Annotated in this window: 18 protein-coding genes; 6 read left to right on the forward strand and 12 right to left on the reverse strand. The window is 50.5% G+C overall.

All coding sequences use genetic code 11. The features are described 5' to 3' along the window. Positions 1 to 24: 24 nt before the first annotated feature. From prfB to Q397_RS22470, 3 genes are all read right to left on the reverse strand, one after another. Positions 25 to 1140 (reverse strand): peptide chain release factor 2, encoded by a 1116-nt coding sequence (prfB, locus tag Q397_RS0113050; RefSeq protein ID WP_028879798.1) that lies wholly within the window; start codon positions 1138 to 1140, stop codon positions 25 to 27. 69 nt (positions 1141 to 1209) lie between these two features. Then, the gene (locus Q397_RS0113055) at positions 1210 to 3645 is read right to left on the reverse strand and encodes a PBP1A family penicillin-binding protein (RefSeq protein WP_028879799.1); all 2436 of its coding nucleotides are present in this window, start codon (positions 3643 to 3645) and stop codon (positions 1210 to 1212) included. 101 nt (positions 3646 to 3746) lie between these two features. Continuing rightward, a complete protein-coding gene (locus Q397_RS22470; protein ID WP_051609999.1) occupies positions 3747 to 4922 on the reverse strand; it encodes an N-acetylmuramoyl-L-alanine amidase in 1176 nt (391 codons plus the stop codon). Between the two features lie 663 nt (positions 4923 to 5585). Here Q397_RS22470 and Q397_RS0113065 point away from each other — a divergent pair. Continuing rightward, positions 5586 to 8306, forward strand: a complete 2721-nt coding sequence (locus tag Q397_RS0113065; protein WP_038013910.1) for an Rne/Rng family ribonuclease — start codon at positions 5586 to 5588, stop codon at positions 8304 to 8306. 320 nt (positions 8307 to 8626) lie between these two features. Here the strand turns inward: Q397_RS0113065 and Q397_RS0113070 are convergent, their stop codons facing one another. Then, complete coding sequence (locus Q397_RS0113070) at positions 8627 to 9775, reverse strand: pyridoxal phosphate-dependent aminotransferase (RefSeq protein WP_028879801.1); 1149 nt, start codon at positions 9773 to 9775, stop codon at positions 8627 to 8629. Beyond that, positions 9775 to 11361, reverse strand: coding sequence for a gamma-glutamyltransferase (locus tag Q397_RS22475; protein ID WP_169737997.1), 1587 nt, complete (start codon positions 11359 to 11361; stop codon positions 9775 to 9777). Before Q397_RS22475 ends, Q397_RS0113070 begins: the two co-directional genes overlap by 1 nt. 79 nt (positions 11362 to 11440) lie before the next feature. Here Q397_RS22475 and Q397_RS0113080 point away from each other — a divergent pair, with 79 nt between their 5' ends. The 4 genes from Q397_RS0113080 to Q397_RS0113095 all read left to right on the forward strand — a co-directional run bounded on the left by Q397_RS0113080 (position 11441) and on the right by Q397_RS0113095 (position 14877). After that, positions 11441 to 12790 carry a M48 family metalloprotease gene (locus Q397_RS0113080; protein ID WP_051610001.1) on the forward strand — a complete coding sequence of 450 codons (1350 nt, stop codon included), beginning with the start codon at positions 11441 to 11443 and terminating at the stop codon, positions 12788 to 12790. 3 nt (positions 12791 to 12793) lie between these two features. After that, a complete protein-coding gene (locus tag Q397_RS0113085) occupies positions 12794 to 13525 on the forward strand; it encodes a hypothetical protein (protein WP_028879803.1) in 732 nt (243 codons plus the stop codon). Positions 13526 to 13597: 72 nt separating this feature from the next. Beyond that, positions 13598 to 14332: a DsbA family protein gene (locus Q397_RS0113090; RefSeq protein ID WP_038013911.1), complete on the forward strand. Its 735-nt coding sequence runs from the start codon at positions 13598 to 13600 to the stop codon at positions 14330 to 14332. Positions 14333 to 14355: 23 nt separating this feature from the next. After that, positions 14356 to 14877, forward strand: a complete 522-nt coding sequence (locus tag Q397_RS0113095) for a ferritin-like domain-containing protein (RefSeq protein WP_051610002.1) — start codon at positions 14356 to 14358, stop codon at positions 14875 to 14877. A 12-nt stretch (positions 14878 to 14889) separates the two neighbouring features. On the opposite strand, the gene Q397_RS0113100 is transcribed toward Q397_RS0113095, so the two are convergent. From Q397_RS0113100 to Q397_RS0113115, 4 genes are all read right to left on the reverse strand, one after another. Then, positions 14890 to 15588 carry a PDZ domain-containing protein gene (locus tag Q397_RS0113100; RefSeq protein ID WP_205618832.1) on the reverse strand — a complete coding sequence of 233 codons (699 nt, stop codon included), beginning with the start codon at positions 15586 to 15588 and terminating at the stop codon, positions 14890 to 14892. Positions 15589 to 15711: 123 nt separating this feature from the next. Continuing rightward, positions 15712 to 17025 (reverse strand): diguanylate cyclase domain-containing protein, encoded by a 1314-nt coding sequence (locus Q397_RS22480; RefSeq protein WP_051610003.1) that lies wholly within the window; start codon positions 17023 to 17025, stop codon positions 15712 to 15714. A 30-nt stretch (positions 17026 to 17055) separates the two neighbouring features. After that, positions 17056 to 19383 (reverse strand): Tex family protein, encoded by a 2328-nt coding sequence (locus Q397_RS0113110; RefSeq protein WP_028879807.1) that lies wholly within the window; start codon positions 19381 to 19383, stop codon positions 17056 to 17058. A 132-nt stretch (positions 19384 to 19515) separates the two neighbouring features. Beyond that, positions 19516 to 20280, reverse strand: coding sequence for a phosphoadenylyl-sulfate reductase (locus Q397_RS0113115; RefSeq protein ID WP_028879808.1), 765 nt, complete (start codon positions 20278 to 20280; stop codon positions 19516 to 19518). A gap of 167 nt (positions 20281 to 20447) precedes the next feature. On the opposite strand from Q397_RS0113115, the gene Q397_RS22485 reads away from it, so the two are divergent. After that, complete coding sequence (locus Q397_RS22485) at positions 20448 to 21143, forward strand: alpha/beta hydrolase (protein ID WP_038013913.1); 696 nt, start codon at positions 20448 to 20450, stop codon at positions 21141 to 21143. A gap of 47 nt (positions 21144 to 21190) precedes the next feature. On the opposite strand, the gene Q397_RS0113125 is transcribed toward Q397_RS22485, so the two are convergent. The 3 genes from Q397_RS0113125 to Q397_RS0113135 all read right to left on the reverse strand — a co-directional run bounded on the left by Q397_RS0113125 (position 21191) and on the right by Q397_RS0113135 (position 24721). Further along, the gene (locus Q397_RS0113125; protein ID WP_028879809.1) at positions 21191 to 21496 is read right to left on the reverse strand and encodes an STAS domain-containing protein; all 306 of its coding nucleotides are present in this window, start codon (positions 21494 to 21496) and stop codon (positions 21191 to 21193) included. 149 nt (positions 21497 to 21645) lie between these two features. Beyond that, positions 21646 to 22578 carry a response regulator gene (locus tag Q397_RS0113130; protein WP_028879810.1) on the reverse strand — a complete coding sequence of 311 codons (933 nt, stop codon included), beginning with the start codon at positions 22576 to 22578 and terminating at the stop codon, positions 21646 to 21648. Between the two features lie 85 nt (positions 22579 to 22663). After that, complete coding sequence (locus Q397_RS0113135) at positions 22664 to 24721, reverse strand: putative bifunctional diguanylate cyclase/phosphodiesterase (RefSeq protein WP_028879811.1); 2058 nt, start codon at positions 24719 to 24721, stop codon at positions 22664 to 22666. Between the last annotated feature and the right edge of the window lie 19 nt (positions 24722 to 24740).

The following is a 24740-nucleotide window of genomic DNA, read 5'->3' on the forward strand; positions in this document are numbered from 1 at the left end:
CGTCAATCAATGCGCTAACTATTTTTAATAGTCTTCACTGGCACTTTCGATACGATGGGCAAGCGCCGCCGCCATAAACATATCCAAATCCCCATCAAGTACAGCCTGAGAGTTCGATGTTTCCACGTTGGTACGCAAATCCTTGATCATCTGATAAGGTTGCAAAACGTAAGAACGGATTTGACGACCCCAGCCGATCTCTGTCTTGGCGTCATGCTCCGCCTGCGATTCAGCCTCACGCTTTTGCAGTTCAGCTTCATACAGACGCGCCCGCAACATCTTATAAGCCGCTGCCCGGTTTTTATGCTGGGAACGATCGTTTTGACACTGCACCACAATCCCTGTGGGAATGTGGGTGATACGGATCGCGGAGTCCGTTTTGTTAACGTGCTGCCCCCCCGCACCAGAGGCACGGTAAGTATCAACCCGCAAATCTTTCTCTTCGATCTCAATCTCGATGTTGTCATCAATCTCCGGAGAAACCGAAACCGCTGCAAAGCTGGTATGACGACGCGCAGAACTGTCAAACGGGGAAATACGAACGAGACGGTGCGTCCCTGTCTCGTTCTTCAGCCAGCCGTAAGCGTTATGCCCCGCTACCTTGATCGTCACGGATTTAATGCCCGCTTCCTCGCCCGCGGTTTCTTCAAGATATTCGACTTTGTAGCCATGCTGATCGGCCCAACGGGTATACATACGCAGCATAATGTTGGCCCAGTCACAAGCTTCCGTCCCCCCGGCACCGGAGTTGATCTCCAAGAAGCAGTTATTCGCATCCGCTTCACCGGACAACAATGTTTCAATTTCCTGCTTGGCGGCGCGTTCTTTCAGGACAGCCAAAGCTTCTTCAGCTTCTTTTACCGTATCCGCATCTTCTTCCAACTCCCCCATTTCGATGAAGGCGATATTATCCTCCAGCTCCTGCTCGGACGCTTCCAGGCCTTTGATCCCGCTTTCAAGGCGCGTACGCTCTTTCATCAGGTCTTGTGCCTTTTTGGGGTCGTTCCACAGATCCGGGTCTTCGCTCAGCGCGTTCAGTTCTTCCAGACGGCGAACCGCATTGTCATAGTCCAAATGCTTGCGCAATAGGCTTAAGGATTTACGAATTTCTTCGACCTGGGTTTCGATTTCCGCACGCATGGTATGACTTCTTCCTGATTAAAAATGCAAAACGAGATTGTGGGTATTTAAACCCAATCGCTGTGCGGGTCAATACAGACCGCTTCCCGTTTCAACAACAGCTGGTGCAACAACCTTTTCATTGCTTTGCCCGTCCAGCACGGCATTACTTTCACTTGGCGACGTGCCGAGCTTAAATGCTTCCCAGATAACGTTGGTATCGTGGAGTTGAGCATCCTGACCTGTACGGGCGTTCACACGTACCAGCCGAATGCCATTAGGGATACGGAAAGGTGTTGCGGGTTGATCGGCTAAGGCTTCCTGCATAAAATCACGGAAAATCGGTGCGGCAGCAGACGCCCCTTGCTCGCGCTTACCCAACGAAATCGGATTATCAAAGCCCACAAACACCCCCACGACCAGATCAGGACTAAAGCCCATAAACCACGCATCACGGCTTTCGTTTGTTGTCCCTGTTTTACCGCCCAATGGCTTGCCAACCGCAGCGACACGACGTCCCGTACCACGTTCCACGGTCCCTTCAAGGATAGACACCATCTGATAGGCGCTTTCCTCACTGGTTACACTTTCACGGTTGTCAACGATGGTCGGCACGACTTCGTCACCAGTCCATTGCATGGCCATACAGCCGTTACATTCGCGCGTATCATGCTTAAACACGGTCACGCCATCACGGTTCTGGATACGGTCAATCAGGGTAGGCGTAATGCTTTTACCGCCATTAACGATCATCCCGTAAGCCGTGGAAAGATCAATCAATTTGGTTTCCCCGGCCCCTAACGCCATGGACAGAACTTCCGGCAAATCTTTCGTGATGCCGAAACGCCGTGCATATTCACTCACAACGTCCGGTCCCAATGTCTGTGCCAAACGAACGGTCATCAGGTTTCGTGATTTCTCAATCCCCAAACGCATGGTGGACGGACCATAAAAACGGTTGGTGTAGTTGTCCGGTCGCCATTTCGGCTGCCCCGGCCCTTGGTCCAACACAAACGGTGCATCAAGGATCAACGTGGATGGCGTGTAGCCATGATCCAGTGCCGCCAGATAAACAAATGGCTTAAACGCAGACCCTGGCTGACGGTTAGCCTGTGTCGCGCGGTTAAACTGGCTCATATCATAGTCGTAGCCGCCAACCATGGCCAACACACGCCCGGTATGCGGATCAAGCGCCACAATCGCGCCCTGCACATCCGGCAACTGACGAAGTGCAAAGGTGTTAGGCTGGTATTTATTACCTTTTTCCGTTTCCGTCACCGGCATCACCCAGATCACATCACCTTTATTCAAGGCATCCGGCGGATTTTTCAGGCTTGCCCCAACCCGCTGACCTTCAATCCACGGGCGCGCCCATTTCATCTCAGCAAACGGAATGACACCTTGACTCCCATCTTTCAAACCGATGGTAACATCAGCTTTGTGCAATTCCAGCACCATTGCCATTTGCCAAGCATCCGGCGCCCCTTTTTGCGGGGTAACCTGTTGCAGGGCATCTTGCCAGCCCAAGGTGGTTTCCACATTTTTAATCGGCCCGCGCCAGCCATGGCGACGATCATAAGCCTCTAACCCTTGCTGCAACGTACGTTGCGCGACTTCCTGCAATTTGGGATCAACGGTGGAATGGACGGACAAGCCACCTTTATACAGCTTATCTTCGCCATACATATCCACCAACTGACGACGAATTTCTTCTGCAAAATATGGCGCTTCCACCACTTCTGTCTCGGAACGCGATTCAACGGTCAAAGGATCTTTTTTTGCTTCCTCTGCTTCTGCAGGTGTGATCACCCCTTCAATCGCCATACGATCAATGACCCAGTTCCGGCGTTCAACAGCTTTTGCCGTTTTACGGGTTGGGTGATAGTTGTTTGGTGCTTTAGGCAAGGCGGCAAGATAGGCCGTTTCCGCGATGCTCAGTTCCCCCAAAGATTTATTGAAGTAGTTGAGCGCAGCAGCCGCCACACCATACGACCCATACCCCAGATAGATTTCGTTGAGATAAAGCTCGATGATCCGGTCTTTGGTGAGCGCCTGTTCAATGCGGAGCGCCAAAATCGCCTCTTTGATTTTGCGAACATAAGACACTTCGTTCGTCAGCAAAAAGTTCTTGGCAACCTGTTGGGTGATCGTAGAAGCCCCGACCAGACGGCGGCCTTTCCCCAGATTTTTAAGGTTAATCACCACAGCTCGGGCCACACCCATCGGATCAATACCACTGTGTTGATAAAAATTCTTGTCTTCCGCTGCTAAAAACGTCCCGACGACCCGCTGCGGGATCGCCTTGATTGGCACGAACACACGGTTTTCAATTGCATATTCTGCCAACAATTGCCCGTCACCGGCATGCACGCGTGTCATCACCGGTGGTTCATAATCTTTCAGTTGGGTGTAATCCGGCAAGCCTTTGCCATAATGATAGAACCCATAGAGGACTCCCCCTGCCGCCAAGATCGCCAAGAAAAGAAAGAGACCTAAAAGACCACCAATAATTTTTAAGATTTTCAACGTGCTTGCCTTAATTTTTTACCAACAGAGACCTGTTATAGAAGTGCAGTATACCCAAATGAACCTGTTTGTCATTTGGGTATCACAAAATAACGGCAGATTTATGAACGATTGGCTTCTTCAATCCGGTTGAAGTAACGGTTAATAGACGTTTTGATCGTTTCCGCCAGTTTTGTGCGATGAGATTTGGAACGCAACGCCCGTTCATCATACTTGTTGGACAAGAATCCAAGCTCGATCAACACAGCCGGCACGTCTGGTGCCTTAAGTACTGCAAAGCCGGCAAAACGGTGCGGATTACGCAGCACCTTGCTGGAAGTTGACAGGTCCTTCACCAACGTCTCGGCAAACCGGGACGATTGATTTTTGGTATCACGCTGCGCCATATCCAGCAAAATAAAACTGAGATCGTCTGATGTGGAAGTCAAATCAAACCCTGCAATCAAATCAGCCTTATTCTCACGATCCGCAAGGGCTTGGGCCTCCTTGTCCGAGGCACGCTCTGACAGGGTGTAAACCGATGCCCCGCGCACCCCCCGATCCTTAAACGTATCGGCATGCAGCGAAATAAACAGGTCAGCCCCTGCCCGTCTGGCGATCGCTGTACGTTCCCGTAGCGGAATAAAGACATCGCGATCACGGGTCATCACGACTTTATAGCGCCCCGTGCGTTCCAGTTTGTCGCGGAGTTCACGGGCAATGGCTAGCGTAATATGTTTCTCATACGATCCGCTTACACCGCTTGCGCCCGGATCAACTCCGCCATGACCGGCATCCAGAACCACAACATGCTTGCTGCTTTTATTCGGTTTTTTCGGCGGGGTCATCACAGGGACACGGGCCTGTTCCACATTACCCTGCACGTTTGGTGCGGCAGCGGCACTGACAGAGGCAGGCGTTGGATACTCCGCCGGTTTCATCATTGCCATAAAATTGGCACGGCTGGTCGGCACAAGATCCATGACAAAACGCCAGTTTTTAACCTGTCCACGCGGTGCCAGCATCATGGTGTTTTTGATCTGTACCGGCGACTTTGCATCCAGCACAATGCGGGAAACGCCGGTCTTAAACAAACCATAACGAAAACCGCTTAGCGCCCCGTACATGCGGGGATTAAACCCTTTGGGCAGTTGCCAGGCCAATTCCGGAAAATCCACAACAACGCGATACGGGTCAGCCAATGTCGTCAGGTTAAATTCAACCTGATCACTCAGTTCCATTACAAAACGGGTGTAATCGGGGTGTTCCCCAATACGCACACTTTGGACCACTGGCATCAGCCCGTCCTGCGCCGGACTCTCCTTAAAGAATCCAAAAACGCAAACAAGCACCAGTAACAGTTTGAAAACAGGTGTTATTATGGAATTGTGTCTGAACATCACGGCATCAATTTTATTTACAACATAATCGCAATATCGCCAGCGACTCCTTTGATTTACTCCATTTTCCCCTCTATTCGCAAGTAGAGAATAACTGGGGTATAAAAGATAAAATGAAAGAAAAATCGCTATTGGACCTATAAGAGCATTGTGTAATTAATTTCCTACCGTTATGTTAACGACCGCGTGAAAAAGCGCTCTTATCTGTAAAAGTTTCCGATGTGTGGGGTACAGTCCTTGTTTCTCCACTTTATATTCAACGACCGGAAAAGTTAATCAGCCCTGAGTTCACGCCGATTTGACGCAATATTGATTGTGCAAACGCAGCGCTTGAAACGACTATTGATACTATATTCGAGGTTTTGATGCTGGCAAGAGCAGACCATAACACCAAAACGGCTGACAGAAAATGTTCTGTGCATCCCTTTGGCATGGGCGCCGCCAGTATTTCGACCATTTATTTTTCTACAAAATATCGCAGTCTCACGTCATCGGGTTCAGCTTGTTATTTCTTACGCTCCCCTAACAGACTGGTCACTGCACACTGGAGTTACAAGCCTAATGGCAACCAAACGCATGTTAATCGATGCGACGCATCCGGAAGAGACCCGGGTCGTCGTCGTCGATGGAAATCGTCTGAACGAACTTGAATTTGAATCTGCTTCACGCAAACAACTCAAAGGCAATATCTATCTCGCTAAAGTCACTCGTGTAGAACCCAGCCTGCAGGCCGCCTTTGTTGAATATGGCGGCAATCGACACGGCTTTTTGGCGTTCAACGAGATTCACCCGGACTACTATCAAATCCCGGTTTCCGACCGTGAAGAATTTGAAGCCGATCTGGAAGATGACAACGACGAGCTGGACGCAAAACCAGAAGACGACGTTGAAGAAAGCGGCGCGGACGATAGCGATCAGGTGGAACATATCCGCCCTCATTACCGCAACCAACGCCGTTACAAAATTCAGGAAGTCATCAAGAAGCGCCAGATCATTCTGGTACAGGTGGTTAAGGAAGAACGCGGCAATAAAGGCGCGGCCCTGACGACCTATCTGTCTTTGGCTGGTCGTTATTGCGTCCTGATGCCAAACACGGATAAAGGTGGCGGGATTTCCCGTAAAATCTCCAACGCTAAAGACCGTAAGCGTTTGAAATCTGTTCTTTCCGAACTGTCTATCCCAAAAGGAACAGCCGTGATCGTAAGAACGGCTGGGGCGGAACGTTCCAAAGCGGAGATCAAACGCGACTTTGAATATCTGATGCGCCTGTGGTCCAACATTCGTGATGTGACGCTGCAAAGTCAGGCCCCTTCATTAATTTATGAAGAAGCCAACCTGATCAAACGCTCCATCCGCGATATGTACAGCCGCGACATCGACGAAGTACTGGTCGAAGGTGAAGAAGGCTACCGCACAGCTAAGGACTTCATGAAGATGTTGATCCCCAGTCATGCAAAAAAGGTTCAGCCTTATCGTGATGAAACGCAAATCCCGCTGTATCACCGCTATCAGGTAGAAGGGCAGCTGGATGCGATGCACAGCCCGATCGTGCAACTTCCCTCCGGCGGTTATATCGTCATCAACCCAACCGAAGCCTTGGTTGCGATTGACGTAAACTCCGGTCGTTCAACAAAAGAACGCAACATTGAGGAAACAGCCCTCAAGACAAACATCGAAGCGGCCGACGAAATCGCACGCTCCTTACGTCTTCGTGATCTTGCGGGTCTTGTAGTTGTCGACTTCATCGATATGGAGATCTCACGCAACCAGGCCGCTGTTGAACGCCGCATCAAGGATGCGATGAAGAATGATCGCGCCCGTATCCAAATCGGTCGTATCAGCCCGTTTGGCCTGCTGGAGATGTCACGTCAACGCCTGCGTCCAAGCTTTACGGAAACAAGTACACATACCTGCCACGTCTGTCAGGGCACAGGGGTCACACGTTCGCTTGAATCAACTGTTCTACATGTCCTGCGCGTGATTGAAGAAGAAGGCATCCGCCGTCGTTCCGAAGAAGTGATCGTGCATGTACCGAACGAGGTAGCACTTTACATCCTCAACCAAAAGCGTACCCAGTTGGCAGCCATTGAACAACGCTACCAAATGCAGGTTCAACTTTCTGGCGATGACACATTGATCGCACCGGCCTACCGTCTGGAGCGCCTGAAGACCAAGCAAGGCGGCGACGCAGTCGTCGTGCGTCCCTTAGGTCCGGAAGATTCAACACAGTTTGAAAATATCAAAAGTGAAGTTCTGGAAAACAACGACGAAGATCAAGAAGGCGATGGTCGCAAGCGCCGCCGCCGCCGCCGTGGTCGTCGTCGTAAGTCCGATAACCAGACGGACGAGATGGATGCAGAGATCATCGAAAACGAGGAAGAACTTTCCGAAGAAGACGATGATGAAGATAAACCGCGCAAACGTCGCCGCCGTGGCAAACGCGGTGGTCGCCGTCGCACACGCCGCAACCCGGACGATGAGACGGATCTGGATGGCGAAGACCTATCTGATGAGGACAGAGCTTACGATGAGTCATCAGAAGAGGAAGAAGCGGGTGAGCAGCCTGAGCGCGAAGAAGGTGAAGACAAGCCAAGACGTCGTCCGCGTCGCCGTGGCATGCGTCGCCGTCGTCCCGACACAGAGGAAACGGCTGACGTAAGTACTGAAGTCGCTGCAGAAGTAAGTTCTCCTTCTGACGACACAGTAGCTGAAGCCCCTGCCCCTGCGCCAGAAGCATCTGTTAAAACAGCAACCGTCGAGGAAGAAGCAGCACCGGCACAAGAAGAGGCGCCGAAACCGCGTCGTCGGACACGTGCAAAGCCTGCTGCAAAAGCCGAAGCGGCTGATACTGCCGAAACTTCACAAGAAGCAACAGCAGACGTTGCAGAAGAAGCACCGAAAAAACCGCGTACACGCCGTCGGGCTGCCCCGAAAGCCAAAGCCGCTGTAACGGATGAAGCGACTTCTGTTGACGCTGCTGAAGCAAGCGAAGAAACCAAGCCAACCCGCCGCCCGACACGTCGTCGCACGACAAAGGCAGCGGAGGGTACACCTGACGCAACAGAAGATAAGCCGAAGCCAGCCCCGCGCAGACGCGCAGCCGCTAAAGCCGATTCTGTCGCATCTGAGCCGAAGAAGGAAGAAGCGAAAGCCGAACCTAAAGCGCCAGAAGTGGAAACAAAGGTTGTTGCCACAACAGCAGTAACCGTAAAATCAAGTGACGGCAGCCTTGAGGAAGTCACTGAAGATAAACCAAAACGTAAAGGTTGGTGGAGCCGTTAAGGCAAATCAACCAATATAAAGTATAAGGCCGGATACCTGAAAATGGTATCCGGCCTTTTTTAATTTGATTTCCCGTAATACTTCAGGTTAAAGTACACAAAAAATATGCTATTGAGACGCGTCCGACGACAACACTTTATTTTCGGAATATGAGATGTCTACAAAGATCAAATGCGGCGACTGCGTACACTGTGAAAAGTGTCACCTCTTTCAACAGATCAAGGGATTTACAGATTTCCCCAGCTTTACAAAAAACGCGCTGAACAGATGCGACTGGTACTCTTTACACAAGACCACCAGCCCGCACCCCTGATCTATCCCTACTTCAAATACGCTTGTAAGCGTTTTGCAGCTTCGCGCATCTGCTCGAAACTGCCAGCGTAGGAGAAGCGCATGAAATGGTCCCCCCGTGCGCTGTCAAAGTCTACGCCCGGCGTTGTGGCAACACCTGTCTTTTCCAATATATCACGGCAAAAAGCCTGTGAGTCATTGGTTAAATGCGCCACATCACTATAGATATAAAAAGCCCCATCACTAGGGGCGAGTTTGGTAAAGCCAGCCTTTGGTAGCTCGTTCAGCAACAGCTCACGGTTCTTGGCGTACAGGGCCACATTCGCTTCAGCTTCTTCCATACAGTCAAAGGCCGCAACCCCACCATATTGTGAAAGTGTCGGGGCGGAAATAAACATGTTTTGCGCCAGACATTCCACCGGACGGACCATATTTTCAGGCACAACCATCCAGCCCAGTCGCCAGCCCGTCATCGAAAAATATTTAGAGAAGCTGTTGATCAGAATCACATTGTCGCTAAATTCAACCGCCGTATTCGCCCGCTGATCATAGGTAATCCCGTGATAAATCTCATCAGAGATAAAACGGATTCCCTTTTGGTCACAATAGGCACACAGGATTTGCAAGTCAGCCGTAGACAACATACTGCCTGTCGGGTTGCCCGGACTAGCCACGATCAATCCATCCAGATCAACGCCAAGATTATCCAAAATCTCAGGTGTCGGCTGAAAGTGCGTGTCCGGCCCTACTTCAATTTCAATCGGTTGATAGCCAAGGGCGCGCAAGATATTGCGATAAGCCGGATATCCCGGTGCGGTCAGGCCAATCTTGTCACCTGGTTCAAACGCACATAGAAAGGACAGCAAAAAGCCGGTGGACGACCCCGTTGTCACCACAACACGATGCGCAGGCACATCCACATTATAATAATCTTTATAATGCTGGGAGATCCGTTCACGCAAAGGCGCAATACCCAAAGCATCCGTATAGCCGATCTTATCACTCAACAAGGCCTTTTGAGTGGCTTCAATGACCTTTTGTGGTGCGCCAGTACTCGGTTGACCGACCTCAAGGTGGATCACATCATCGCCCTTGGCTTCGCGTTCATTGGCGGCCCGCAACACGTCCATCACGATAAAAGGCGCGACGGTGCCACGTTTTGCAATCTTTAAAGTCATTAATCTGTTCCTACTGCAAGACCATACGCACGGGGATCACTCAGTGTACGACAACTCCCCGGATTAACTGGAATCCCTGCCGGACATATGATCGCATTGACAATGCCCAGACCTTCCACAGGATCTGTTGCGTGCCCCTTGGCTTGCAAGTCAGACACCACGTCACCGGACAAGTGACCTTCATAGAAAACCTTATCCGGTGCCCCGCCATGATGCACACGCGCTTGGCTCATGGCTTCTTGCGGGTCCTGCCCGCCCATAATGCTGCGCGCAGCAACAGACACAAGCGCTGTCGGTGCCACAACACCGCGCGAGGCAGCGCCCACGAAATAAATCTCGTTCACATTCTCGTTCACCAGCACCATCGGACCAAGCGACATCGGACCGCGTCCATTCAGACCTGGCAATGCAGACAGCAAGACACCTGTCCCGGGCGCTGTACGCCCCACACCAAACCCATTGTTCATGGTGACGTTACACGCCACACCAGACCCAAACCGGTCAACCGCAACCAAGCTTAGGGCGGAGGGGGATTCTGGTGTCAGTTTTGGGGCAGCAGACAAGGTATTGGCCGGTTGATGACTGTTTTCATTAAACCCGTTCATCAATTTTTCAATGTGGCCTTCGCTTGTCAGCTCCTCAACAGCAACCTGACTGGCACCATTAGGCATCACCCAATGTGCGCGGTCCCCGAAGGCCCGCATGGACATTTCTGCCAATAGGTGCGCACGTTCGCTTTCACTAGCCCCCGTAAAATCACCGTTTTCAGCCAACATGGACCAAATTTGTGCCCCAACCACACCAGCGGCGGCGGCCGGTGGCGCGAAATGAGCTGTTTTATATTCGTAGGGCTGGCTTTTCACCGTCTCACGCCATTGCGGCAAGGCATCGCGCAAATCTTCCAGTGTCATTTGTCCACCAGCTTGCCCAACCGCTTCGACAAAACGACGTGCAAACGGCCCGACATACAACGCCCCCGGACCTTTGGTGCGAATTTCCGTCAGGGTCGCGGCAAGATCAAGCTGTTTAATCACATCGCCTTCACGAACCGGCTGACCATCGGCTTTCTGGAAAACCCGCGCACTTTCCGGGTCGCGTATTAGAGCTGTTCCAACCGGTTTCAATTCCGCTGCCAGAGCGCGCGACACCTGTGTGCCAAATCGTGCCAGGTTCTCTGCCGGTGCAATCAATTGCCCCCACTGCAAGTCACCATAACGCGATTGCAGGATAAAAAATCCACGTGCATTCATCGGTACACCAACATACCGTTCTGCACCCGCTGTCAGGTTTGATGGCACCTTTGTCAAAAAGTCCAGTGCCTCTGTTGTTGCCGTTTTATTGTCATGCACAACACACACACCGCCGCCACCAAGGCTTGCCGAAGCGGGCATCGTAACAGCAGAGGCGAAATACATCGCCGTTACCGCATCAGCCGCCGTACCGCCCGCCGACAGAACATCACGACCAATCAGGGCGGCGCGAGGTTCATCAGCAACAACACCGCCAAGAAACCCTTTCACAAATCCGACCTTGCCCCTATCTTCTTCATCAGTAGTGAAGCTACACGCAACGAGCGCGACTGTCATTGTGCAGACTGCCAATTGACGCGTATAACGATGCAGGTTAGCGTGTAAACCTGTAGACTTTTTAAAACGGTGGAAAACAGTGCGTAAAACCATAAAAATTCTTTTCTTACTTGCCTGTTGGACTCTATCCCTTCCCGTATCGAGCGCCGCAAAAGCGGGATCGATTTCTTTTATCCGGGATGCGGAAATCGAAAATATTATCGCCTTATACTCAAAACCCGTTTTTGAAGCCGCAGGTCTTGCCGCCGATAACGTTGAAATCTATCTGGTAAACGATAGTAGACTCAATGCTTTTGTTGCCGGTGGACAAAAACTGTTCATACATACAGGCCTTTTGCAACGTGCGCGCACCCCAGAACAGGTGATTGGCGTCATCGCACACGAAAGCGGTCACATCGCCGGGGGACACTTATCGCGCATTCGCCAAAAAATGAAGGGGGTCCCCGCCGAATCGATCATCGGCTTTATACTGGGGGGCGCCGCTGCCATGGCGGGGGAAGCCGGTGCGGGTGCTGCCATCATGTTTGGCGGTCAAGAAGCAGCGCAAAGATCGCTTTTAAGCTACAGCCGGATGGAAGAAGGTTCCGCCGATCAGGCCGCCATCAAATATCTGGACGACATTGGCATTTCTTCGCGCGGGTTGCTGGAATTTTTTGAAATTCTCAAACGCGATGAAGTCACTAAAACGTCGGAGCAAAACCCCTACATCCGGTCTCACCCGTTAACTGGTGAACGTGTGAACGCTATTCGTGCCCATGTGGAAGCCTCCCCTTACAAGGACCGTAAATTAGGCAAAGAATACCGCGACATGCACAATCGTATGCGCGCCAAACTGGATGCCTTTTTACTATCGCCCGCCCATACATTGCGCCTTTACCCTGTCGGGGATAATAGTATCCCTGCCCGCTATGCCCGCGCCGGGGCCTATCACAAAGACGGACGACTGGAACAAGCAATTATGGAAGTTGACAGCCTGATTGCCGAAATGCCGGATGATCCCTATTTTCATGAACTTAAGGGCCAGATTTATTTTGAAAACGGCCAGTTGGATGACGCTGTCATTTCGTATGAAAAAGCGGTTGAACTAAAGCCTAACACACCTCTGCTGTTGCTGGGTCTGGGCCGCAGTTATCTGGAACAAAACGATCCCGCAAAACTCAACCAAGCTATCGAAATGCTGGAACGAACCGTCCATAACGATAAAGAATACGCTTTTGCCTGGCGTCAACTCGGCATCGCTTACGGCAAGGCCGAACGTATGGCAGAAAGCTCCCTCGCCCTTGCGGAAGAAGCCTTCCTGCAACGGCGCTACAAGGACTCCCAATTCCTTGCCAACCGCGCTGAACAGGGGCTTAAAGTCGGATCACGGGAATGGCTACAGGCACAGGATATCCGTCTGACCTCTGAAAGACTGTTGAAGAAAAAATAACCCATGCGCACGTTGATCCTTCTTCTCTTCCCCCTCCTCCTCGCTGGCTGTTATGAAACAGCCCCGACGAAAGAGCTGGTTATTGGAAAAGGAAGTCGGATCGACGTACTGAACAGCCGACATCATTTTGCGCCAAACCATATTCCCGCAGGCTGGGTCATCGAAGGGCGAGATAAAGAGACTGTTTTTTCCAACCGGGGTAAACTCCCCAACATCTATATGAACCGCCGCGATGGAGTGAAAGGCGTCCATATCCAAAGTGGACAAGCCGACTTTGTCCTTGCGCGTTATCAGGATACGCGGGTGCTGGTTACCCCCTTTCTTGTCTGGAACTGGCATGTGTCAGAACATAACGGCCTGCATCACCCTGTTCGGCTGCTCGTTGGATTTTACGGGGGAAACCCACAAAGCCCGCCCTTGCAAGGGGACCGGATGGTGTGGCACGGCGACGGGCTCCCGCCGTTTGATCGGGTACTCGCCATTGGCTATGACCAGACCGCCCTCAAACGCGGCAATCTCTATCCCATGGGACAGGTGAAATATTATGTCCAACGTGGGGGACTGGAACAGACAAACCGATGGCATAACGAAGCCGTCGATCTCTCCCTCCTCTATCAACAAGCTTGGCCCACCGATCATGTCGGGACAGCCAAAATCACCTTCATCGGCATGGCAAGTACCCCCAGTGCCGACGATGGCGGTATCACATTTTCGACAATTGACCTGATCCGCTAAGTCTAGCCTTGTCTTCTCTTGTTTGCTGTACCATGATGCCCACAACTTTTCCTAATAAACAGAGACATAAAAATGCGCTTTTTAATTTTCGCCCTCGGCCTCCTTCTTGTCACCACCCCACTGGCTGCCAAAGACCAGTTGTCTGCAGACCAACAGGAGGAAGTTCGTCAACTCGTTCGCGATACCTTGTTGAAAAACCCTGAAATCCTTATGGAAGCCATGCAGATTCTGCAAAGCAAGCAAGAAGCTGCCCGCGAAGAAATGCAAAAAGCTGCTTTATCACAACTGTCTGATCTGCTGGTTACCCCCGGCATCACACCGATTGACGGTAACCCGGATGGGGATGTGACGATTGTCGAGTTTTTTGACTATCAATGTGGCTATTGCAAGCGCGCCTACCCGACCATCATGGACGTCGTCAATAGCGATAAAAACATCCGCTTTGTGATGAAAGAATTTGCCATCCTTGGCCCCGTTTCCGAAATTGCCGCCCGCGCGGCTCTCGCCTCGCAAAAGCAAGGTAAGTACAAAGAATTCCATAAAGAACTGATGACCGTTCGCGGCCGTCTGAGTGAAGAGAAAGTCTACAAAACCGCCGAAGATTTGGGCATGGATGTGGACCAGCTGAAAAAAGATATGCAAGCCGATGACGTCTCACAGGAAATCACCTCGACCCGTCAAATTGCACAAAGCCTGAATATCACGGGGACGCCGGCCTTTATCGTCGGGGAACAAATTCTCCCCGGTGCTGTGCCTGCAGACACATTGAAAGACGCAGTAAAAAAAGCACGCGCCAAGAAAAAGTAACATCACGAGATAAGGGGAAGATCATGTCTGTTACGTACAACATTGAAACGCTGGAAGACCTTCTGGCCCACTCACTCACCATGGAAACCGAAGCCGCTGAACGATACCGCGAAGTGGCTGACACCATGGATGTACATAACAACCCGGAAGTCGCGAAACTGTTTCACCTGCTTGCCGGTTATGCCGACAAACATGCCGCTGAAATGGAAGAACGATCAAAGGATATGACCCTTCCCCATATCGCACCTTGGGATTTCGTCTGGGAAGATGGCGATAGTCCGGAAGCTGCCGATATTTACCAGACCCACTATAAAATGACGCCCCATCACGTCATAAAATTGGCGCTAAAGGTTGAACAAGGCGCCCATGACTTTTATGCCAAGATCGCTCATGACAGTACTCACCCGGATGTCAAAGCCATGGCAGCCGAATTTGCCGAAGAAGAAAGCGAACATGTCGCTTTGCTGGAAGAATGGATCAAGCGATATCCAGAGCCCGTCTCCCACTGGGACGAGGATCTTGATCCCCCGATGATGCCCGAGTAGGCCGGAGCGCTCCTATTGAACCTGTGGAACCGGTAAAAAAGCGAAACGAAAACCATTGGCGCGCTCAATCAACAACAGCACCATATCCTTCTTTTCCTTTTGCGCACGCTTCATATATCCGACGATATGTCCAGGCTTCCAGACCGGAAACTGATTGACCTGCACAACCACATCACCGACTTGAATATCCAGTCCGGCGGCTTTTTCAGCATCCACAAGACTGACAACAACGCCACGGCTTGACCATGGCAGGTCAAAGCGCGTCTGCACCTTTGGTGTCAAAGCCGCAAAGGTAATCCCCAAGGGGGCAATGGTCGTAAAATTGTTGCGCATATCCTCCCAGACAGGTGGTTTTTCACCGATATCAAAGGGCACCTGCAAGGTTGTCCCCTGACGATAAATGCCCAAGGTGACTGCGCTTCCCGGTTTCAGCCCCTCCACCATCTTGAGGACGTCTTCAACCGATTTAGTCTCTTCGCCATTCAAAGTCTGGATCACATCCCCACGGCGGACATCAGATTGGCTGGCCGGACCGGGGAAAGCTATATCACGGATCAACACACCCTGTGTTGTTTCAAGGCCCAACGCCCGGACAATCTGCGGCGACATTCCTTGAATTTGCAATCCAAAAAACGGACGAACATCCGTCGCCTGCGCCATGCTCGGCAAACAAGCGAGCCCCAAGAACAGCATAACTGTAAAAGCGCCCATCTTCATTTTATGCAAAGGACCTTGCAAAACCATCTCCCGTTCTTCTCCCAGTTCAGGTGGGAGACTATCTTATAGGATAAGGCGAAAGAAAGCCTGAATTTAAAAAAAAACGATTTATAAGACCTAACCGAGTACCGAAAGCGTCGGTTCATACAGCTTATATCCATTGCGTCCCGAGGTTTTGACCGCATACATGGCTTCATCCGCACAGCGCAATAATTCGTCACAATCCATTGCATCTTCAGGGAAACGGGCAATACCAATGCTCGCGCCAAGGCGGCACTCGCGTCCGCTGACAAGAATAGGTTCTTCCATACTTTCAAGCAGTTTGTCCGCTACCAAAACGCCCGCGTCAGAATTATCCAATTCTTCCAAAAGGATAACAAATTCATCACCGCCAATACGGGCAACCGTATCTGATTCGCGTATAATCTTGCGAAAACGCTTGGCGACCACTTGTAACACAACATCCCCTGCTTCATGCCCAAGGGTATCGTTAATCGGCTTAAACTTGTCCAAGTCCACAAACATCAAGACCAGCGCCTTATTATAACGCTGGGCAGATTTAATCGCGTGATTTAAACGGTCGGTAAATAAGTGGCGATTCGGCAGCCCGGTCAGGGTGTCATGGTGCGCCATGTGGCGGATACGTTCTTCACTCTGTTTTCGTTCGGTAATATCACGGAACACAGCGGTATAGATCAGCTCGTTGCCGACCTGAAGCTTGGTTAAAGTCATTTCCAGCGGGAAACGGCCCTTCTCTTCATGACTGCCCACCAGTTCCCACGGCTTCCCCATTAGGGGAGAATTACCATTCAGGATTTTACGTTCCAGAAAACGTTTATAAGGATCCCGATATTCAGGATCCATTAGCACTTCAATATGATGTCCGATAACCGTTTGTGCCGGCCGCCCGAAAATCTTTTCCGCCGCCGGATTAAAGGTCTGAACGATCCCCTTGACACTAAGGGTCATAATCCCTTCCGTCACCGTGTTCAGGATACTTTTTAAGCGATGCTCGCGATCACGCACGGCTTCGGAAGCGCGTTTATATTCCGTAATATCCTGCAACTCGACGATATGAGCGTCCAAACCATCGACCTGAATATCATTAATGAGCATTTTAACATCAAGAGTGCTACCATCACGCTTGAGCAGTTTCAGCGGAATGAAGTCTTCTTCTTCGGCCAAAAATTCCAGCCCATAGGCTAAAAACTCTTTATAATCAGCATGAATGAAATCCGCAAAATCGTAGCCCAGCACATCCTGTTGGCTATCGGCCCCCAACAGACACAGGCCTGCCTTGTTCATGTACTGGATTTTATTGTCCAAACAGATGGCAAACAGGTTTGATGCGGTATCGACAAGCGTCATCCCCCACCCTGCACGGGAGAGGTCGATATAGGCCTGCCCTGAAACGCTTTCCTGTTGTGCCATCTTATTTCTTTATACGACTTTTAGTTTCTCTTATTTGAAGCCTGCTTTTGCAAGGGCTGCTGCCAATGCGTTATTGCCTTGGTCATCTGTTTCAGATGTCCGTGACTTCCCCTGTTTAAAGCTCTTGGTTGAGACTAGCTTATTTTTAGAAGGATGCGAACCGTATTTTTCAGAAGGTGTACCAGACTTTTCCGATTTGCCTTCTGCTGCGGTGCGCATGGTCAACGAAATACGCTTGCGCGGCAGGTCCACTTCCTGCACCGTCACCATCACCACATCACCCGGTTTAACCACCTCATGAGGGTCTTTGACAAAGCGATCTGCCAGTTGGGAAATATGTACCAAACCATCCTGATGCACCCCGACATCCACAAAGGCACCAAAGTTTGTCACGTTGGTCACAACACCTTCCAAACGCATGCCCGGCTTGAGGTCTGATGGTTTTTCCACCCCTTCCTGAAAGGTTGCTGTCTTAAATTCCGGACGTGGATCACGCCCTGGTTTTTCCAGCTCAGACAGGATATCTTTGACCGTTGGAAGACCAAACTTATCATCGGTAAAGGCCGCGGCATCCAACCCTTCCAAGACGGCCTTATTGCCAATGATGTGAGCGATGTCATTGCCCGCCTTGGCAATAATTTTTTCTACCACAGGATATGCTTCCGGATGGACGGAAGACTGGTCTAACGGGTTACTGCCATCGCGAATGCGCAAGAATCCGGCAGACTGTTCAAAGGCCTTTGGGCCCAGTCGCGAAACTTCCTTGAGTTGTTTGCGGTTATCAAAACGACCTTTCTCTTCACGAAAGCGCACAATGTTTTGCGCGAGCCCTTCGTTGAGGCCGGAAACACGACTTAAAAGGGCAACCGATGCGGTATTCAAATCCACGCCAACGCCGTTCACGCAGTCTTCGACCACGCCATCTAGCATACGGCCCAGCTTCACCTGTGACACATCATGCTGATATTGCCCCACCCCGATTGATTTCGGATCGATCTTCACCAACTCTGCCAACGGGTCTTGCAAACGCCGACCAATCGAGATCGCCCCGCGCAAGGACACATCCACATCCGGGAATTCCTGCGCCGCATATTCAGAGGCTGAATAAACAGAGGCACCCGCTTCACTCACCACCAGCTTGGTCAGTTTCAGTTCAGGATAACGCTTGATCAAGTCTTCTGCCAATTTGTCCGTTTCGCGTGAGGCGGTGCCGTTACCGATGCTAATCAGTTCCGCCTTATAGGTACGACAAATATGGGCCAGAACTTCGATGGACTGATCCCATTTGCGTTGTGGCTCATGCGGATAAATCGTTGTTGTCTCACAGACCTTGCCCGTTTGGTCCATCATGGCGACCTTTACGCCGGTACGGAAGCCCGGATCAAGCGCCAGTGTTGCACGTGTCCCCGCAGGGGCTGCCAGCAACAAATCACGTAAGTTACGCGAGAAAACCAGAATGGCCTCTTCCTCCGCCGTTTCGCGCAGGGTTGTCAGGACATCCATTTCAAGGTGCAGGGAGATTTTGACCTTCCACGCCCAGCGCGCACAATCCTGCAGCCATTTGTCTGCTGGACGGCCCTGATCCCGGATACCAACATGATGCGCAATGCGCGAGATACAGTCGAGGCCATCGCCCTCCCCCGTTTGCAGGGAGACTTTCAACACCCCTTCATTGCGCCCTCTAAACAAGGCCAGCGCCCGGTGGGATGGTACTTTGTTCACCGGCTCACTATAGTCAAAGTAATCTTTAAACTTAGCGCCTTCGTTCTGCTTTCCGTCCACGACTTCGCTGACCACGCGGCCATCTGACCAGATATACTGGCGCAGCTCGTTCAACAGCTGGGCATCTTCGGCAAATCGTTCCATCAAAATCTGGCGGGCACCGTCCAGTACGGCTTTGGTATCTTCAAAGCCCAGTTCGGCATTGAAGAAAGATTGTGCCTCATCTTCCGGTGTTTTTTGCGGATCATCAAAAAGCAAATCAGCCAAAGGCTCCAACCCGGCTTCGCGGGCAATTTGACCTTTGGTGCGGCGTTTTTTCTTGTAAGGCAAATACAAATCTTCAAGCTGGGCTTTTGTATCAGCCAGCACGATTTGTTTCGTCAGCTCATCGGTAAGCTTGCCTTGCTCTTCGATCGATTTCAAAATAGAATCACGGCGCTCGTCCAATTCGCGCATGTAGCGCAGGCGTTCTTCCAACTGGCGCAACTGCGTATCGTCCAGCCCTTGCGTGGCTTCTTTACGATAGCGTGCGATAAAGGGGACGGTTGAGCCCCCGTCCAACAACTCGACAGCGGCGTTGGCTTGTGAAAGTGTGATCCCAAGTTCTTTTGATAAACGATCAAGGAGAGGCTGCATAAATTCTTATCCTTTGTGGCACAAATTGCCTGCCAGACAGTCACTGGCAAGAGGGCATATTTAGTACAAAAGATACGCAAAAAAGGCCACCTTTAAAGATGACCTTTCACGGGATTTATTTTAACAATAACCCTAGATATAGATGGCTTCAAAGCTTGGCGATTTATGGATACCACATTCGGTTTTCGATTGACCCGACCATCTTCCGGCGCGTTGATCTTCACCGTCTTTTACCGCCCGTGTACATGGCGCACAGCCAATGGACGGATACCCTTTGTCGACCAGCGGATGTTTCGGCAAGCCCATGGCCTTGAACTCCGACACGACTTTTTCATAGTCCCAGTTATAAAGCGGATTGATTTTAAAACGACCGTCCGCATCCAGTTCAATCGGCTGCAAGGCGGCGCGTTCACTATTTTGAAAGCGTTTGCGCCCGCTGATCCACGCGGCATAGGGACCAAGTGCTTTTTCAAACGGCAGGACTTTACGAATATGACAGCAGTAATCTGTGTCGCGTTCATAAAGTGTGGCGTCACGGTCCGCATTTTGAAGGTGGATAGGTTCCGGCTGTAGCGTCTGAACGTTGGTCAGGCCCAAATGTTCCTCAATGGTCGCTTTATACTGCACGGTTTCTTCAAACAGATGGCCCGTATCAATAAACAAAATCGGTGTCGTTTTATCTACATCCGCCACCAGTTTCAACAGAACCGCAGCCTCTGCCCCAAAAGAAGAACTCACCGCGATCTTGCCGTTAAATTCTTCCAGCAGAACCTTTTCCAACAAGGTATGGGAATCCAGCCCGTCATATTGACCGAGGAGCCGCGTCAAACGCGAAACAGCTTCCTGTGGGTCAGCAGCAGGTTTTGTAAATGAAACGGCACTGGAAGAACTGGACATGATTTTCTCATCATTGGGTTGTTGGTCTGGAGGTCATATGTACGCAGCCCGCACTAATTTGTCAATTAATTATGTTAAATTCATTGTTTATACATATTTTTATTGTGTTTGAAGATTTCCCCTATTTACCGTACAAAGTCTGCCTCATTTGCAATGAAGGAAATCTCATGAAAATGCTCAGCGGTCCCAGTGCCCTCCCTGAAAATCAAGCCATCGAAAGTCTGGTTGTTATGCTCCACGGGTTTGGGGCGGATGGGCAAGACCTCATCGGGCTGGCTCCTTTCTTCAAGCAACACCTGCCTAAGACGGCCTTTCATTCACCCGATGGCCCACAGCCCTGTGAACTATCGCCACTTGGGCGGCAGTGGTTTAGCCTGCAGCACACCGACCCGGACATGATGCGCCGACGCGCTGAAACACAAGAAACGGCCTTTGAAGGTATGTATGAGGCAGCAAAAGACGTTGCCCCCTTGATCCAAAGCTATATTGAAGACTTACGCAGGCACTATAACCTACCTGCCGATAAGGTCTGTCTGCTCGGCTTTTCTCAAGGCACCATGATGGCGCTGCATGTCGGCCTCCGCCAGACGGAGCCTTTCGCCGGTATTGTCGGATTTTCTGGTGCATTGGTCGGCAAAAGCAAATTACCTGACGATCTCACCTCCGCCTGCCCCGTCTTGCTGATCCATGGGGAGGGCGATGAAATGCTGCCTGTTCATGCCGTTGATCTTGCAGAGGAAGGCTTATCCAATGCTGGCGTCTCCGTAGAAGTTATGCGCCGGCCATATCTTCCCCATTCAATTGATGCGGAAGGGGCAACTGCCGCCGCCGAATTTATACAGGCACGTTTTAGACAGGCATAAAAAAAGGGGCGAACACCGCCCCTTTCTTACTCAACTTTGAGACCCGATTAATCTTCGAATGGGATCAAAGCATCAAACTTTGCAATTTCCAACATGCGACGGACTTGACCGTCAGCTTTGCGAATAGAAATTGTGAAAGGACGCCCCACTGTCGCATCTCTCAGAAGCATCAGCATACCCAGACCAGCAGAATCGATAAATTCCAGACCGCTCAGATCAAAGACACATTTTGACCCACTATATTCTTTCAGATCATCAACAATCTTACGAAACACAACGTTGTCAGAGAACGTCAAGCGCCCCTGAAGGTACAATTCCTTTGTGGTTTCGTCGCCGCGAATACTGTACTCCATGTCTTTTCCTCATACATTGAACAGTGTTTATTTTTATCTTATTTAACAACATACCCTTTTTCAGAGCATCTTCCAACATTTTCGACGTCTATTTTGTATTTTTTATATACTAGAGCGCTACAGATACGCAATCACACGTAACTTCTAATTTAATTCTTATATTTTTCCTGAACCGACGATCTGATTTTATGCGCCACATTGGAAGTGTTTGAATTTGTCTTGAAAGTTGCTGATAGCGCAGCAGATAACTCTGGCAACAATTCCAAGTCTTTATGCTTAGGTGCCGTGCCGCTGTTCCACAATGATTTGGTCACAGTCTCTAAGGTGCCAGCCAGATCGGAAATATGTTTAAAATCGCTTTCTTCCAATCGGTCGATAATGTCACGGCTGACTTTCAACAAACGAACGACCATCTCCATACTTTGCTTATTGATCTCGCTGTTTTCATAGGCAGGTACAATACGATCCACCAGATAGCCGACCTGAAAGACATGCCGTTCAATCTTCTGCGCGTTGATATCCCACAGCGCCTTCTTGATCTCACGCTGAAATTTTTGCGGATTGAAGTTGCCCTTGGCTTTTTCTGCAATTGTATTGGGGACTTGAACGGAAGGGATTTGCTGCGTGCCCGGTCGAGCAGCTTTGCGGCGATCCGGACCGATATAATCGGTTGTTACAACGAAAGGCTTGCGCTTTTCAATCAGATATTCAACACGGTTAATCACCTTACCGGCAACAACAGGCTTTATCTGCAAATCATCCAAGCCCGCCTCTGACGCTTTACGGACAATTTCCTCGTTCGGTTCTTCAATGAACAGGATAACACCCAAAAAAGGGTTCGGCCCCAATTGGTTGTGACGCACGCGTTTTACCAAGTCACAGACATCGCCATCCAGATTAATATCACAAAGCAACACATCCGGGTTGCTGTAACGAATAACCTCTTCCAGTGTTTCGATGTCACCCGCGTCAACCATTCCGCGGTATCCGTGCTGCCCCAAAACCCCTTTCAAGCTGGATCTCAACTGACGGTTTGCGTCCGCTATCACCAACTTGATATTTTCGATTTGGTACTTGGGCATCGTTGTTTCTTACACCTGATCATTCTACATGCAAGCACCGTATACCCTAGGTTGGAGATCAACTACAACATAATAAAGCACCCACCTAGGAAACCGTCATCTTGAACGTGATAAATTCAGCCTTTGAAACAGGACGGCTGAAATAATACCCCTGCAACAAGTCACATTTTCCATTGCGTAAAAATTCCAACTGATCGAGCGTTTCCACACCTTCTGCAACAACGCGCATACTAAGACTATGCGCCATTGCGATCATCGCATTTGCCAAGGCCATGTCGTCCTTATCTTCCGGGATATCACGCACAAAGGTCCGATCAATCTTCAAGGTCTGGAACGGATACCTCTTTAGATAGCTTAACGAGGAATATCCGGTCCCAAAATCATCCACCGCCAGTTTAACACCCAATGCATCCAGCCCGTTTAAACAAGCCAACGTGTCATCGGTATCATGCAGGCAAACGCTTTCGGTCATCTCAACAACCAAATACTTGGGGTCAATCAGGTTTTCTTTCAATGCTTTTTCAATATCAGCAACCAAAGTTCCCGACCAAACTTGTTGCGGTGAAACATTGATCGTCACGTAAAAGTTCTCGAACTCCAGATCATGGAAGTCCCGTAAACACCGACACGCTTCTTCAATAACCCAGCGCCCGATCGGGACAATCAATCCGGTTTCTTCAGCCAGCGGGATAAACTGATCTGGGAAAATCATTCCCTGTACGGGATGTTCCCAACGCAACAACGCTTCGGCACCAATCACCGACGAGGTTTGCCCATCCACAATAGGCTGGAAGTACAAACAGAGTTCTTTATTCTCCAACGCTTTTCGTAAACCGCTTTCCATCTGCAAACGTTCTTCGGCACGGTCATTCATATGAGAGGTAAAGAAGTTAAACCCGTTTCGCCCCTCTTCCTTGGCTTTACTCAAGGCCGCTTCAGAATTTCTAAAAAGCAGCGACTGATTAACACCATCTTCAGGATAAATCGCCACACCCGCACTGATGGTCGTGAAAATGTCGTGATCTGCGATCGAAAGCGACCTGGAAAAAGCCTCTAGAATACGACTGATCAGGCTTTCCGCCTCACTAACAGCGCCCATCTCGGGAATAACGATGGCAAATTCGTCACCACTCACCCGCCCGATGGTTTGCCCCGGTCCCAGGCACCCCTTGATCCGTTCCACTGCCATGCGCAGCACTTGATCGCCAACCGCATGCCCAAGGGAGTCATTTACTTTTTTAAAGTTATCGATATCCACGACGATCAGCGCAGCCATCTCCGAGCGTTCCAGCGCTTGGCCCAGACGATCCAATGTCAAATCACGGTTCGCCAGTCCTGTCAGGTCATCAAAATTTGCCTGTCTATAAAGCTGTTCTTCCGCTTCCTTACGGTATGTAATGTCTTCTTTGGAGATCAAAAGGTTGGTCAAGGCGCCCGCTTCATCCCGGATCGGGGCAACAGTGACATATTCCCAGAAGACTTCGCCGTTTTTGCGATTGTTACAGAATTCGCCGCGCCATTCCTTGCCGTTATTGACCGCATCCCACACTTGCGCGTTTTGATCCAAGGACACAAAATCGCCCGCCATCACATCCGGCAAGTTCCCCAACACTTCATTGCGGGTATAGCCGGTGACACGCTCATAGGTCGGGTTCACATATTCCACACGGCCCTTGCTGTCCGTAATCATGACACTGACCGGACTTTGCTGAACCGCGCGAAACAGTTTTTTCAGCGTACTTTCCGCGCGTTTACGCTCACTGCGCATTTTGACTTCGCGCAACTCCCGTTCAATCGCAGGGACAAGGCGCGCCAGATCATTTTTTTCCAGAAAATCATGGGCTCCGGCTTTTAACAGAGTGACAACATCCTTTGCGGCCACCGCCCCTGACAGGATAATAAAAGGCAAATCCGTTTCGTGGTGATTGACAATTTCCAACGCCGCCGGTGCATTAAAATTCGGCAGATTATAATCGGACAACACAAGATCCCATTTCTCGTTATCCAACCGCGCCAAAAAGTCCTCGGCGGTTTCAACCCGCGTCATATCGACATTGAGCCCCCCACGGCGCAACTCAAGATACAGGAGTTCCGCATCGTCTTCATTATCTTCAACCAAGAGAACTTTCAGATCTTTTGCCATGAGTTAAACTCTTATTGTG

The sequence above is a fragment of the Terasakiella pusilla DSM 6293 genome (assembly GCF_000688235.1).
GTDB classification, from domain to species: Bacteria; Pseudomonadota; Alphaproteobacteria; order Rhodospirillales; family Terasakiellaceae; genus Terasakiella; species Terasakiella pusilla.

Bases quoted from the DNA above. Each gene is read 5' to 3' on its own strand.
- prfB (WP_028879798.1), bottom strand. From the start codon at position 1,140: ATGCGTGCGGAAATCGAAACCCAGGTCGAAGAAATTCGTAAATCCTTA.
- Q397_RS22470 (WP_051609999.1), bottom strand. From the start codon at position 4,922: ATGCCAGTGGTCCAAAGTGTGCGTATTGGGGAACACCCCGATTACACC.
- Q397_RS0113065 (WP_038013910.1), top strand. From the start codon at position 5,586: ATGGCAACCAAACGCATGTTAATCGATGCGACGCATCCGGAAGAGACC.
- Q397_RS0113070 (WP_028879801.1), bottom strand. From the start codon at position 9,775: ATGACTTTAAAGATTGCAAAACGTGGCACCGTCGCGCCTTTTATCGTG.
- Q397_RS22475 (WP_169737997.1), bottom strand. From the start codon at position 11,361: ATGACAGTCGCGCTCGTTGCGTGTAGCTTCACTACTGATGAAGAAGAT.
- Q397_RS0113085 (WP_028879803.1), top strand. From the start codon at position 12,794: ATGCGCACGTTGATCCTTCTTCTCTTCCCCCTCCTCCTCGCTGGCTGT.
- Q397_RS0113090 (WP_038013911.1), top strand. From the start codon at position 13,598: ATGCGCTTTTTAATTTTCGCCCTCGGCCTCCTTCTTGTCACCACCCCA.
- Q397_RS0113095 (WP_051610002.1), top strand. From the start codon at position 14,356: ATGTCTGTTACGTACAACATTGAAACGCTGGAAGACCTTCTGGCCCAC.
- Q397_RS0113100 (WP_205618832.1), bottom strand. From the start codon at position 15,588: ATGGGCGCTTTTACAGTTATGCTGTTCTTGGGGCTCGCTTGTTTGCCG.
- Q397_RS22480 (WP_051610003.1), bottom strand. From the start codon at position 17,025: ATGGCACAACAGGAAAGCGTTTCAGGGCAGGCCTATATCGACCTCTCC.
- Q397_RS0113110 (WP_028879807.1), bottom strand. From the start codon at position 19,383: ATGCAGCCTCTCCTTGATCGTTTATCAAAAGAACTTGGGATCACACTT.
- Q397_RS0113115 (WP_028879808.1), bottom strand. From the start codon at position 20,280: ATGTCCAGTTCTTCCAGTGCCGTTTCATTTACAAAACCTGCTGCTGAC.
- Q397_RS22485 (WP_038013913.1), top strand. From the start codon at position 20,448: ATGAAAATGCTCAGCGGTCCCAGTGCCCTCCCTGAAAATCAAGCCATC.
- Q397_RS0113125 (WP_028879809.1), bottom strand. From the start codon at position 21,496: ATGGAGTACAGTATTCGCGGCGACGAAACCACAAAGGAATTGTACCTT.
- Q397_RS0113130 (WP_028879810.1), bottom strand. From the start codon at position 22,578: ATGCCCAAGTACCAAATCGAAAATATCAAGTTGGTGATAGCGGACGCA.
- Q397_RS0113135 (WP_028879811.1), bottom strand. From the start codon at position 24,721: ATGGCAAAAGATCTGAAAGTTCTCTTGGTTGAAGATAATGAAGACGAT.